Origin of the sequence: Cupriavidus sp. 2KB_3, assembly GCF_052115685.1 — a bacterium.
Taxonomy (GTDB): Bacteria; Pseudomonadota; Gammaproteobacteria; order Burkholderiales; family Burkholderiaceae; genus Cupriavidus; species Cupriavidus campinensis.
Genome location: NZ_JBFRHD010000033.1, coordinates 41,690 through 54,514, shown reverse-complemented (window position 1 = coordinate 54,514; position 12,825 = coordinate 41,690). Strand labels below are relative to the sequence as shown.

Sequence of the window (12,825 nt, the reverse complement as noted above, 5' to 3'; positions counted from 1 at the left end):
TTGCGTCGTGGCATAGCCGAATACATCCGGTACTACAATCACGACCGCATCAAGCTCAAGCTAAAAGGGCTGAGTCCTGTGCAATACAGGACCCAGCCCTTGGCCGCGGCCTAACTTACCCGTCCAACTTTAGGGGGTCAGTTCAAAGCCGGGCGCCCCTTCATCGGTCTTACTAACGGTCAGACAATACTCAAACCGTAGTCTTGGCCTCCTGCGCCCGCAGGCGAATATGCAGCTCCCGCAGTTGCTTCTCGTCCACCGCCGACGGGGCCTGCGTCAGCAGATCCTGTGCACGCTGGGTCTTCGGGAAGGCAATCACGTCGCGGATGGAATCCGCGCCGGCCATCATCGTCACGATGCGGTCGAGGCCGAAGGCCAGGCCGCCGTGCGGCGGCGCGCCGTATTGCAGTGCGTCCAGCAGGTAGCCGAACTTGGCCCGTGCCTCTTCCTCGCCAATCTTCAGCGCGCGGAACACCTTGCTCTGCACGTCCTCGCGGTAGATACGGACCGAACCGCCGCCCATTTCCCAGCCGTTCAGCACCATGTCGTATGCCTTGGCGATGCACTTGCCCGGATCGGTTTCCAGGTACTGCAGGTGCTCGTCCTTCGGGCTCGTGAACGGGTGGTGCATGGCCACCCAGCGCGCGTCTTCCTCGTCGTACTCGAACATCGGGAAGTCGATCACCCACAGCGGCTTCCACACGTCCTCGAACAGGCCGCTCGACTTGCCGAACTCGGAATGGCCGATCTTCAGGCGCAGGCCGCCGATGGCGTCGTTGACCACCTTGGCCTTGTCGGCGCCGAAGAAGATGATGTCGCCGTCCTGGGCGCCGGTGCGCTTCAGGATCTCGGCAATCGCGGCGTCATGCAGGTTCTTGACGATCGGCGATTGCAGGCCGTCGCGGCCCTTGGCCACTTCGTTGACCTTGATCCAGGCCAGGCCCTTGGCGCCGTAGATGCCCACGAACTGGGTGTAGGCGTCGATTTCGCCACGCGAGATCGAACCGCCGCCCGGCACGCGCAGACCCACCACGCGACCGTTGTCGCTGTTGGCCGGGCCCGAGAACACCTTGAAATCGACGTCCTTCATCACGTCGGTCAGCTCGGTGAACTCAAGCTTCACGCGCAGGTCCGGCTTGTCCGAGCCGAAGCGGGCCATGGCCTCGCGGAACTCCATCACCGGGAACTTGGCGTCCAGGTCCACGTTGATGGCGTTCTTGAACACGGTGCGCATCATGTCCTCGAACAGGTCGCGGATCTCCTGCTCGGTCAGGAACGACGTCTCGCAGTCGATCTGCGTGAATTCGGGCTGGCGGTCAGCGCGCAGGTCCTCGTCGCGGAAGCACTTGGTGATCTGGTAGTAGCGGTCGAAGCCCGACACCATCAGCATCTGCTTGAAGATCTGCGGCGACTGCGGCAGCGCGAAGAAGTGGCCCGGGTTCACGCGCGACGGCACCAGGTAGTCACGCGCGCCTTCGGGCGTGCTCTTGCCCAGCATCGGCGTCTCGATGTCGATGAAACCCTGGGCGTCCAGGTACTTGCGCACTTCCATGGCCACCTTGTAGCGCAGGCGCAGGTTGTACTGCATCTGCGGGCGGCGCAGGTCCAGCACGCGGTGCGTCAGGCGGGTGGTTTCCGACAGGTTGTCGTCGTCCAGCTGGAACGGGGGCGTGACCGACGGATTCAGCACGGTCAGCTCATGGCACAGCACCTCGATCTTGCCCGAGGTCAGGTTGGCGTTCTCCGTGCCGGCCGGGCGCGGGCGTACCTTGCCGGTGATGCGGATGCAGAACTCGTTGCGGATTTCCTCGGCGGCCTTGAACATTTCCGGGCGATCCGGATCGCAGACCACCTGCACCAGGCCCTCGCGGTCTCGCAGATCGACGAAGATCACGCCGCCGTGGTCGCGCCGGCGCTGTACCCAGCCGGTCAGGGCCACTTCCTGGCCGATCAGTTGTTCGGTCACCAGACCGCAGTAGTGAGTACGCATGGAGGACATAGGAGAAATTCCCGGTAATGCGCGGCCGCGAGGCGGCCCGCGCGCAATTCAATGAGTAGGGTTCGAGTCGGCGACCGCAACCGCCGCTTCGGCGGTGTCCGCGGCCTCGGCTGCATCCGCCGGGCGGCCCGGCGTGCCGGACTTGCGGGGCAGCTCCGTCGGCGCCACCACGCCCATCGAGACGATGTACTTGAGCGCGGCGTCGACGGTCATGTCGAGTTCGATGGTGTCGGCCTTGGGCATCATCAGGAAGAAGCCCGAGGTCGGATTCGGCGTGGTCGGCACGTAGACGCTGACGTATTCGCCCTGGAGGTGATTCTGCACGTCTCCGCCGGGCCGGCCAGTCAGAAACGCGATGGTCCACGACCCCTCGCGCGGATACTGCACCAGCAGCGCCTTGCGGAACGCGTTGCCGGACGACGACAGCAGCGTGTCAGAGACCTGCTTCACGCTGGTGTAGATGGGGCCCACCACGGGGATGCGGCCAAGCAGCATCTCCCACCAGCGCACCAGCCGCTGGCCGATGAAGTTGTGCGCCAGCACGCCCACCAGCAGGATGAACAGCAGCGTCAGGATGGCGCCAAGACCGGGAATGCGGCGCCCGAACAGGTTCTCGGGCTGCCACGCCACCGGCAGCAGGGCCATGCTCTGGTCCATCGTGCCGATGATCAGATTGAGCACCCACAGCGTGATGCCCAGCGGCACCAGCACGAGCAGCCCGGTCAGAAACCAGGTCTTGAGGGCGGACGTTTTCTTGGCAACCACGGTCTTGGCCATGAGGTCAGGCGCTGGCGCTGCCGCCCGCCGAGGTGCCGGGCGTAGACGACGTGGACGTGGACGTGGACGACGAAGCCGAAGCCGACGATCCGGACGACTCACCGCCCGAAGCCGGGGCCGGGGCCGATGCCGCCGCGCCGCCCGCGGCAGCCGGCGCGCTGGTGCCGCCGCTGCCGCCACGGAAGTCCGTGACGTACCAGCCCGAGCCCTTGAGCTGGAAGCCGGCGGCGGTCAGTTGTTTCTTGAAGGACCCGGCAGCGCCGCAGGATGGGCAGTCCGTGAGCGGGGCATCGCTCATTTTCTGCAGCACATCGCGCCCGTGGCCGCAGGCGTCGCAACGGTAGGCATAGATCGGCATGATGGTTCTTTTCGCGGAAATCTGGATTGGGAACAACAGGTGGCAGCGCCGGAGGCCATTTGCAATGGCAATTCGCGGAAAAACACCCGCACGGCGATGCAAAGCCTCGGATTATAAACTGTCGGAGCCCGGTCCACCGCCGGGAAAAGAGGCCATTCACGGCGCCTCAGGTCGTCCATAAGGCGCCTGGCGCCCGTTTCATGGGCGCCGCCGGGGTGCCGGACGCGGTTTCATGCCGGGAAGTTACGCAATATGCACTTCCTTGACGCCCGGCCGCTCGCTGATCCATTGCGGCAGCAGCGAGCCGAACACCATGCCGCTGATCGAGAACAGCAGGCCCACCATCTGGGGCGGCACGGCGGCGTCGGCGAAGGCCACCTCGCAGGTCAGCCACGACGCCAGCCCCAGCAGGATGGCCGCCAGCCCGCCCTGGCGCGTGGCGGGCTTCCAGAACAGCCCGAACGCCAGCGGCACGAAGGACGACACCAGCGTCACCTTGTAAGCGTTTTCCACCATGTGGAAGATCGACAGGTGCGAATTCAGCGCAAACAGCGTCACCAGCGTCGTGAAGACCAGCACCACGGCCTGCATCACGCGCAGGAACTGCTTGTCGGTCAGATGGCGGAAGTACGGCCGCAGGATGTTCTCGGCGAAGGTCACGGACGGCGCCAGCAGCGTGGCCGACGCGCAGCTCTTGATGGCCGACAGCAGCGCGCCGAAGAACATCACCTGCGCGAACATCGGCGCATGGGTCAGGATCAGCTGCGGCAGGATCAGCTGCGAGTCCGTGTTGATGTATTTCTCGACCATGCCGGGGTCGATCATCGTGGCCGAATAGGCCAGGAACATCGGGATGAAGGCGAAGAAGAAGTACAGCACGCCGCCCAGCACCGAGGCGCGCCCGGCGATCTGCTCGGTACGCGACGAGGTGACGCGCTGGAACACGTCCTGCTGCGGAATGGAGCCCAGCATCATCGTGAACAGCGCCGCCGCGAAGCCGATGATCTGCACCAGGTCCAGCGACGGCAGGAACTCGAACTTCCCGGCCGCCGCCGCGTGCGACACCACCGCCGTCACGCCGCCAGCCTGCCCGCTGACCTCGTAGCCGATATAGAGCATGCCGACCACGATGATGATCATCTGGATGAAATCGGTCACCGCCACCGACCACATGCCGCCGAACAGCGTGTAGACCAGCACGCTGGCGGCCCCGATCATCATGCCGGCGTCCTGCGACAGCGCGCCGTCGGACACTGTGTAGAACACCAGCCCCAGCGCCTTGATCTGCGCCGCCACCCAGCCGAGGTAGGACACCACGATACATAGCGTGGTCAGTACTTCGGCCACCCGCCCGTAACGGTTGTGATAGTAGTCGCCGATGGTCAGCAGGTTCATCCGGTACAGCGGCCGGGCGAAGAACAGGCCCACCAGGATCAGGCAGAGCGAGGAGCCGAACGGGTCGGACACCACGCCGGAGAGCCCCTCCTTGAGGAACACGGCTGGGATGCCAAGCACGGTTTCGGAGCCGAACCAGGTGGCGAACACCGTGGCGGTGACGATATAGAACGGCAGGCTGCGGCCGGCCACGGCGAAGTCGGCGGTGCCCTTGACGCGCAGCGCCGCCCACAGGCCAATGCCGACGGAGATAACCCAATAGACGATGACGAACCAGATCAGCATGCCGCTGCCCTATCCCAGATTTCCGAAGTTGCGGAGAAATGCCGGCGGATTATAGCGATGCAGACCCGACGGGTCGAAAAAAAATCCCCGGGCGCGGCGAATTCCCCACGCCGGTGCGGGAAGCGCCGCATGGACGACTTGGGAACGGCTCAGGCTGGATTCAGGCCCGGCGGCGCCAGACCTGCCAGCGCTCTTGCCCGGCCGCGAAGACCGGCAGCGGCGCGGCGGACGGCCGGTCCTCCACCAGTTCGAAGGCCGGCGCCAGCAGCCGGTCCAGTTCGGCGCGGGGCATGGCGAACGGGGGCCCGCCGCGCGTCTCGCCTATATAGAAGTAGCCGGCCAGCAATCCGCCCGGCAGCAGCAGCGCCGCCACGCGGTCAGCATAGGGCTGGCGCAGCGCTGGCGGCAGCGCGCACAGGAAGGCGCGCTCGTAGATCAGCTCGCACGGCGGCTCGGGCGTGAAGGCGAAGAAATCCGCCTCCCGCACCACCACGGCGGCAGCCCCAAGCGCCCGCCGTGCCGACGCCACCGCCTCGGCGGAAAAGTCGATGGCCGTCACCGGCCAGCCGCGCGCGTGGAGCCAGCCGGCTTCCCAGCCGTTGCCGCAGCCCGGCACCAGGGTCGGACACGGCGCCAAGCCGGACGCGAAGGTCTCGAACTCGGCCGGCACGCCCTGGGCGTCCCAAGGCGTGAAGTGCCGCGCAAAGCGCTCGTCCCAGAAGGCCGCATCCGCGGCGTTGCGGGTCTCGAATTCGCGTTTCGGGGCGCTAGACATCGTACTCGTCCGATGCTTACCAGTAGCCGGCCCAGGCCAGCGCCTGCACCAGCACGATGCCGGCCAGGAAACCGCCAACCAGCATCAGCGCCGTGGACAGCCGGCGGTTGGTGCGCCGCTGCTCCACCACCAGCTGTGCCAGCAGCCGCTCCTGCTCGCCATTGTTCTGCAGCGCGCGGCGCTCCAGAAACTGGTGCGCCAGGCGGGGGAAGTCAGGCAGCATCTTGGCCCACTGCGGCGCCTCCACCTTGACCCGCTCCCAGGCGCCCTGCCAGCCCACCTGCTCGTACATCCACTTTTCGAGGAACGGCTTGGCGGTCTTCCAGAGATCGAGTTCCGGATCGAGTTGCCGGCCCAGCCCTTCGATATTGAGCAGCGTCTTCTGCAGCAGCACCAGTTGCGGCTGGATCTCGACGTTGAACCGCCGCGAGGTCTGGAACAGCCGCATCAGCACCATGCCAAGCGAGATCTCGCGCAGCGGCTTGTCGAAGTACGGCTCGCAGCAGGCGCGCACGGCTGACTCCAGCTCCTCCACGCGCGTCTCGGCCGGCACCCAGCCCGACTCCACGTGCAGCAGCGCCACGCGGTGGTAGTCGCGTCGGAAAAATGCGATGAAATTCTGCGCGAGGTAGTTCTTGTCGAACTCGGACAGCGCGCCGACGATGCCGAAGTCCAGCGCGATATAGCGCCCGAACGTCTCCGGCTGGATCGACACGAGGATGTTGCCCGGGTGCATGTCGGCGTGGAAGAAGCCGTCGCGGAACACCTGCGTGAAGAAGATCTCCACACCCTCCTCGGCCAGCTGGTGCATGTCCACGCCCGCCGCCTTCAGCGACTCCATGCGCGAGATCGGGATGCCGTGCATCCGCTCCATCACGAACACGTTGCTGGTGCACCAGTCCCAGAACACTTCCGGCACCAGCAGCAGCCCGCTGTCGATGAAGTTGCGGCGCAGCTGGCTGGCGTTGGCGGCCTCGATCATCAGGTCGAGTTCGTCGTGCAGGTACTTGTCGAACTCGGCCACCACCTCGCGCGGCTTGAGCCGGCGGCCATCCACCCAGACGCGCTCGAGCCACGTCGCCATGTCGCGCATCAGCGCCAGGTCGCTGTCGATCACGGGCAGCATGCCGGGCCGCAACACCTTCACGGCCACCTCGCGGCCATGGTTCGGGCCACCGCGCAGCGTGGCGAAGTGCACCTGCGCAATGGACGCGCTGGCCACCGGCGTGTGCTCGAAGTTCTCGAACAATTCCGAAAGCGGCCGGCCGAGCGACTTCTCGATGATCTTGACGGCCAGCACCGGGTCGAACGGCGGCACCTGGTCCTGGAGCATCGCCAGTTCGTCGGCGATGTCGGGCGGCATCAGGTCGCGGCGGGTGGACAGCACCTGCCCGAACTTGACGAAGATCGGCCCGAGCGCGGTCAGCGCCATCCGCAGGCGCTCGCCGCGCGGCTGCTCCAGCTTGCGGCCGATGGTGATGACCTTCACCAGCAGCTTGATGCGCCGGCTCTTGAAGCCGGACAGCACGAGTTCATCGAGCCCGTAATACAGGATGACAAAGACGATCTTGCAGAGACGCAGAAGGCGGGTCATGCGGGTTCTTTACGGTGCGGAGGCAGGCCACGCGCGCAGGCGGCGGCGCAGGCGAAAAGGAGGGGGGACGACGGCCGGGCCATCAGCGGTGTGCGGACGGCAGCTTGCCCGGCGCGGCCGGCTGACGTTCCAGCCGTTCCAGCCGCTTTTCCAGCCGCTCGAGGTCGTCGCGCAGTCGCGCCACGTCATCGGTAAAGCCGTCCAGCGCGGCGTGGCGCACGAGCGTCGGTTGTTCGTCGAGCAGGTATTCCGTCACATTGTCGAGCAGGGCGCGGCCCACACGGGTGGCATTGCCGTGCACCTGGCGCGCGCCATCGACCACGCGTTGCGCCACGCTGTCACTGACCGGGCCGCCCATCACGCCGCGCAGCGCGCGCGCCAGGTCTTCGGCGGCGTCCCAGCGCAGGTTGCGGGCCAGCGTGGACACGGCGTTGGCCAGTTCCGCATCGCCTTCGATCCGCACATGCCGCATCGCGGCGGCCTGCCCGCCCTCGGCCACGTCGGCCACCACCAGTGGCCATTGCTGCAACGGCACCAGCAATGTCACAGCCGGCGCCTCGGCCACCGGAGCCTGTTCGATGCAGCCCTGTTCGGTCACCTTCAGCGCCAGCGCGAAGGCGGCGGCATCGAAGCGGATCACGCGGCCGGCAAAGGGCGACAGCAGCGCGCAGGCCCACGGCTCCTGTTCGATCAGGTGATTGAGTGCGGCGACGATCGGCGCGGCCAGCGGGGAAGGCAAGGCGTTCATGGCGAGCGGTCTGCGGAAATTCGGGCAATAAAAAAGGCCCACGCGCGCGTGGGCCTCCATTCTAAGCTACTCGCCCGCCGCATCCGTGGAAGCGGCGGGGAGATTACGCTCAGGACTCCTGCTGAATGCCGGCCAGCAGCCAGCCACCGTTGCCGCTGGTGGCCTTGGCCAGGTTCCAGACCTCGGCGAACGGCTGGGCCGGCTCGCCCGCGCGCTCGCGGATCATGCCGGCGTAACGCACGCTGGCAATGTGCTGCGTCGGCGTATCCTCGATGCCCAGCAGTTGGGCATCGAGCGTCACGACGTCGGTCTTGTTGACCTCGGCGCCACGCTCGGCCAGATCCATCTTGATCTCGGCGAACATTTCCGGCGTGGTGAATTCGCGGATGTCGTCGAGATTGCCGGCGTCCCAGGCGGCCTGCAGGCGCACGTAGTGAACCTTGGCATTGCGCAGGAAGGCTTCGGTATCGAAGTCGGCCGGTACGCCCCACGGTTGCTGCGATGCAGCAGCCACGGCGCCGGCAGCAGCGCCACCCATTACCGGGCTGGCCGCCGCGCCGCCGTAGGAGGCGGGTTGCGCGGGTTGCGCCGGCTGCTCGGCCTGACGGAAGCTCGGCTCGGCGGTGCGCGACAGGTCATTGCCGCCGAAACCACCCTGGCCGCCCTGGTTGCCCATGCCGGCGTAGGCCGGCTGCTGGCGGCGCGCTGCGCCACCGCGGAACTTGCGGATCAGCCAGAAGGCCAGCAGCGCAATGCCGCCGATCAGGATCAGGTTCGACAGGAAGCTGGCAGCCGCCCCACCCAGGCCAAAGTGCGAGAGCAGGTAGCCCAGGCCCAGACCGGCCGCCAGGCCGCCGAGCATGCCGCCCCAGTTACGCTTGGGTGCTGCAGCCGCCGCACCGCCGGCCGCGCCAGCCGTGGCCGGTGCTGCCTGGTTGGGTTGCTGGGCCGGTTGCTGCGTCGGCGATTGCTGGGCCGGCGCCTGCTGGCGTTGCTGCGTCACGGAGGACGACTGCTTGCCAACACTGCGCGAGCCGCCCAGCCGCTTGGCATTGGCGTCCAGTGCGACCCCCAGCGCCAGCGTCGCGATCAGCGACGCGGCGAGGAATTTTCCACGAAAAGAAGACATTTTCTGCGATCCCCTGTCAGTTTCGGCCATCTAAGGCCGAACATGGCGAATTAGTACTTACGCCCGACGTGGAGCGCCACCACTCCGCCCGTCAGATTGAAGTATTCGACCTTCTCGAGCCCCGCATGTTCCATCAAGCGTACAAGTGAACCCTGGTCTGGATGCATTCTGATCGATTCTGCGAGATAGCGATAGCTCGGGGCATCCCCAGCCACCCGCTCGCCCAGCCACGGCAAGACCTTGAACGAGTAAACATCGTAGGCTTTTTCCAGCGGCTTCCAGACCTTGGAGAACTCCAGCACCATGACCTTGCCGCCCGGCTTCACCACGCGGCGCATCTCGGCCAGGGCCTTGTCCTTGTGGGTCATGTTGCGCAGCCCGAACGCCACCGTCACCAGATCGAAGTAGTTGTCCGGGAAGGGAATCCGCTCGGCGTCGCACAGCGCCACCGGGGTCACCACGCCCTTGTCGAGCAGGCGGTCGCGGCCCACGCGCAGCATGGATTCGTTGATGTCGGTCAGCCAGACCTCGCCGGTCGGGCCGGCCCGCTTGGCAAACGCCTTGGCCAGGTCGCCCGTGCCGCCGGCGATGTCCAGCACCTTCTGGCCCGGGCGCACATTGGCCTGGGCGATGGTGAACATCTTCCAGAGCCGGTGCATGCCGCCGGACATCAGGTCGTTCATCACGTCGTACTTGCTCGCGACCGAATGGAACACGCCGGCTACCTTGCCGGCCTTCTCCGTTTCGTCGACTTTCTCGAACCCGAAGTGGGTCTCGCTCATGTCTGGTACTCCAGGTGCGGATATATATAGGTATAGACGGGGCTTCAGTGGTGATGGCCGCAGGCATGGCCACCGCCGGCCGCCATCGGCGCATCGCGGTCGACGCCGGCGGCTTCGAGCCGCTTCAGGTAGTCGGCCCACAGCGCTTCCTGCTGGTCGCCCAGGCGATACAGCAGCTCCCACGAGTAGATGCCGGTGTCGTGGCCATCGTCGAAGCGGATCAGGATCGCGTAGTTGCCCACGGGCTCCACCGCCGCAATGCCCACCTCGCGCTTGCCGGTCTGGAGCGTTTCCTGGCCCGGGCCATGGCCCTGGACCTCGGCGGAGGGCGAATACACGCGCAGCAGCTCGAACGGCAGGCGCCACGCGCGGCCATTATCGAAGCCGATTTCCAGCACGCGCGACTGCGTATGCACGGTCAGCGCGGTGGGATGGGGGGTGTCTTTCTCTAGGCCAGCCATAGTAGGGTCACGCGGGTAGCGCGTCCAGGGTGTCTTGTACGACCCGATAGCTTACTCCACCGCCCATGCCTTGCCCATTCCGGGGGCCGGCGCCGCTCTCGTCGCGTTCGCCGGCCGGCGCCACGGGCACGTAGCGCAGCCGCCGGTCATGGAAAGCGGCCACGGTACTGCGGTGCGCGATGCTGACGATGGTGGCGTCCGGCAGGCTATCGACCATCAGCTGGTACATGGCGGCCTCGGTTTCCTCGTCGAGCGCCGCGGTGGCCTCGTCCAGGAACAGGAAATCGGGCTTCTGGAGCAGCGCGCGGGCGAAGGCCAGCCGTTGCTGCTCGCCCGGCGAGAGACGCAGCGACCAGTTATCGAACACATCGAGCTGGCTCGCCAGCATGGCCAGCCGGGCCTGGCGCAGCACGTCTTGCAGCGCCTCGCACGAATGCGCCGTGCCGGCGTCCGGGTAGGCCAGCGCATCGGCCAGCGTGCCGATCGGCAGGTAGCTGCGCTGCGGCAGGAACAGCAGGCGCTTGCCCGGCACGGCGATGCGGCCGTTGCCGTAAGGCCAGATCCCGGCCAGCGCGCGGAACAGCACGCTCTTGCCACAGCCGGACGGGCCGCTGACCAGCCACCGCTCGCCCTGCCCGATCGACAGCGAGAACGGCGCCACCAGCGGCCGCTGGCGCGGGTGGATGGGATGTTGCGGATCCACGCCCTCTTCGTCCGGGCTCTTGCCGCCGCGCACCGGCAGCGCCAGCGCGAGGCCGGTCAGGTCGATGCCGTCCTGGCCTTCCGCCACCACCACCTCGATATCGCCCGGGCCCTCTTGCGTCAGGTCCTGGCGCTCGGCCACGCGGATGGCGTCCTGGAAGTCGATCAGACGGTTCGCGGCGGCCTTCCAGCCGACCAGCGTGGCGTAGCTGTCCACGAACCAGGACAGCGCGCCCTGCACCTGCCCGAAGGCGGAATTGATCTGCATCAGCCCGCCCAGCGTGAGCTTGCCGGAGAAGTAGCGCGGCGCGGCCACCAGCAGCGGGAAGATGATCGCGAACTGGCCGTAGCCCGAGTTCACGAAGGTCAGCCGCCGGGTGTAGCGCATCAGCTGGTTCCAGTTCGCCCGGATCCGTTCGAAGCGGGCGCGCAGCCCGGCCTGCTCGGTCGGCTCGCCGCGATACAGCGCCACCGGCTCGCTGTTCTCGCGCAGGCGCACCAGCATGAAACGGAAGTTAGCTTCGTACTGCTCCTGCTGGAAAGAGAGGCCGATCAGCGGCCGTCCCACGAAGTGGGCAATCAGCGAGCCGATCACCGCGTAGCCGGCGGCGAACCAGACCATGTAGCCGGGAATCGTCAGTTCGGTGCCGCCCAGCACGAAGCTGATCGGCCCCGAGACCACCCACAGGATGCCGATGAAGGACACCAGCGTGACCACCGAGTTCAGCAGCCCCATGGAGAGCGTCAGCGCGCCGTCGGTGAACTGGCGCAGGTCGTCGGCCAGACGCTGGTCGGGGTTGTCGGTCGAATGGGTCTGTTCGATACGGTAGTAGGCCTGGTGGCCCAGCCAGCGCTGCATGAACACGCCGGTCATCCACGTCCGCCAGCGCATCTGCAGCATCATCTGGTAGTACTGGCGCGAGATCGCCAGCACGATGAAGCAGGCCGCGATCCACGAGAATCGCAGCAGCAGTTCCTTGAACGAGACGAAGTCGCGCTGCTCCAGGGCGTTGTAGAACACCCGGTTCCACTCGGTCAGCAGCACGTTGATATAGACGATGCCGAGATTGAGCGCGACAACCAGGAGCAGCAGCCCCAGCCCCGCCTTGCGGTCTTCGGATTTCCAGTAAGGCTTGATCAGGTCCCAGGTGGCCGCCAGGCGCAGCCGGCTCTGGATCTTGAGGGCCTCGGCCGGGACGGCCGGGCCGGGCACGGTGACGGACGACGGTGTGGAAGACATGGTGGCGCAGGTGTGGCCCACCGCCGTTCTGGCCAGCGGGCATGTTGTTGTTCGACGGAGGTCAGACGTCGCCGCCCCGTGGCGGGTTCCGTGCCGCCCTCCGGTCAGTCAGCCATGCTCGGTTGTTATTGCAGCCAGACAATCAGTCAGCGGAGGGGATGACGGCAAGCGCGGTGCGCAGCGTCGGCAGCCGCAGGGCCAGCTCCCCGATGCGCGCCGGCTCCGCCGCGCGCTGGGGCGCCGCCCAGATCGCCTCCGGGAAATGCGTGTCCCAGCGGTAGCGCGGAATGATATGCCAGTGCAGGTGCGGCACCATGTTGCCGAGCGCGGCCAGGTTGACCTTGTCCGGCGTCATGACCTCGCGCACGGTGCGCTCCACCCGGGCCACCAGCCGCATCAGCCAGGCCTGGTCGGCATCGTCCAGATCGGTCAGCTCGGCGGCGTGGTCGTTCCAGACGATGCGGCAGAAGCCGGGATGCCGCTCATGCTCGACGAGGATCACGCGGGCGCGATCCCCCATCCAGACCAGTTCGCCGCCATCGGCTTCGCACAGGGGGCAGTTGGGGAGTCGCGTCATGGT

Annotated in this window: 13 protein-coding genes; 1 reads left to right on the top strand and 12 read right to left on the bottom strand. The window is 66.7% G+C overall.

Features of this window, described 5'->3' with window-relative positions; genetic code table 11:
• A partial coding sequence (locus AB4120_RS26650) for an IS3 family transposase (protein WP_441642540.1) occupies positions 1 to 114 on the top strand: 114 nt, incomplete at its 5' end.
• 76 nt (positions 115 to 190) lie between these two features.
• Here AB4120_RS26650 and aspS read toward each other — a convergent pair.
• The 12 genes from aspS to AB4120_RS26590 all read right to left on the bottom strand — a co-directional run bounded on the left by aspS (position 191) and on the right by AB4120_RS26590 (position 12,822).
• Entirely contained in the window at positions 191 to 1,999 is a 1,809-nt protein-coding gene (gene aspS / locus AB4120_RS26645; RefSeq protein ID WP_149136730.1) for an aspartate--tRNA ligase, read from the bottom strand.
• Between the two features lie 48 nt (positions 2,000 to 2,047).
• Positions 2,048 to 2,764: a DUF502 domain-containing protein gene (locus tag AB4120_RS26640; RefSeq protein ID WP_149136731.1), complete on the bottom strand. Its 717-nt coding sequence runs from the start codon at positions 2,762 to 2,764 to the stop codon at positions 2,048 to 2,050.
• Between the two features lie 16 nt (positions 2,765 to 2,780).
• Positions 2,781 to 3,134 (bottom strand): FmdB family zinc ribbon protein, encoded by a 354-nt coding sequence (locus AB4120_RS26635; RefSeq protein ID WP_149136732.1) that lies wholly within the window; start codon positions 3,132 to 3,134, stop codon positions 2,781 to 2,783.
• 243 nt (positions 3,135 to 3,377) lie between these two features.
• Positions 3,378 to 4,814: a sodium:solute symporter family protein gene (locus AB4120_RS26630; protein ID WP_144203188.1), complete on the bottom strand. Its 1,437-nt coding sequence runs from the start codon at positions 4,812 to 4,814 to the stop codon at positions 3,378 to 3,380.
• Positions 4,815 to 4,974: 160 nt separating this feature from the next.
• Positions 4,975 to 5,589 carry a methyltransferase domain-containing protein gene (locus AB4120_RS26625; protein ID WP_149136733.1) on the bottom strand — a complete coding sequence of 205 codons (615 nt, stop codon included), beginning with the start codon at positions 5,587 to 5,589 and terminating at the stop codon, positions 4,975 to 4,977.
• A 16-nt stretch (positions 5,590 to 5,605) separates the two neighbouring features.
• On the bottom strand, positions 5,606 to 7,183 hold the full coding sequence (ubiB, locus tag AB4120_RS26620; RefSeq protein WP_144203182.1) for a ubiquinone biosynthesis regulatory protein kinase UbiB: 1,578 nt from the start codon (positions 7,181 to 7,183) through the stop codon (positions 5,606 to 5,608).
• 82 nt (positions 7,184 to 7,265) lie between these two features.
• On the bottom strand, positions 7,266 to 7,931 hold the full coding sequence (locus AB4120_RS26615; RefSeq protein WP_149136734.1) for a ubiquinone biosynthesis accessory factor UbiJ: 666 nt from the start codon (positions 7,929 to 7,931) through the stop codon (positions 7,266 to 7,268).
• 109 nt (positions 7,932 to 8,040) lie between these two features.
• Complete coding sequence (locus AB4120_RS26610) at positions 8,041 to 9,060, bottom strand: Tim44 domain-containing protein (RefSeq protein WP_149136735.1); 1,020 nt, start codon at positions 9,058 to 9,060, stop codon at positions 8,041 to 8,043.
• A 50-nt stretch (positions 9,061 to 9,110) separates the two neighbouring features.
• The gene (gene ubiE, locus AB4120_RS26605; protein ID WP_144203174.1) at positions 9,111 to 9,842 is read right to left on the bottom strand and encodes a bifunctional demethylmenaquinone methyltransferase/2-methoxy-6-polyprenyl-1,4-benzoquinol methylase UbiE; all 732 of its coding nucleotides are present in this window, start codon (positions 9,840 to 9,842) and stop codon (positions 9,111 to 9,113) included.
• Positions 9,843 to 9,886: 44 nt separating this feature from the next.
• Entirely contained in the window at positions 9,887 to 10,303 is a 417-nt protein-coding gene (locus AB4120_RS26600) for a gamma-butyrobetaine hydroxylase-like domain-containing protein (protein ID WP_144203171.1), read from the bottom strand.
• A gap of 7 nt (positions 10,304 to 10,310) precedes the next feature.
• Positions 10,311 to 12,245, bottom strand: coding sequence for an ABC transporter ATP-binding protein/permease (locus tag AB4120_RS26595; protein WP_149136736.1), 1,935 nt, complete (start codon positions 12,243 to 12,245; stop codon positions 10,311 to 10,313).
• 142 nt (positions 12,246 to 12,387) lie between these two features.
• Positions 12,388 to 12,822 (bottom strand): HIT family protein, encoded by a 435-nt coding sequence (locus AB4120_RS26590; RefSeq protein ID WP_441643042.1) that lies wholly within the window; start codon positions 12,820 to 12,822, stop codon positions 12,388 to 12,390.
• Positions 12,823 to 12,825: the final 3 nt, after the last annotated feature.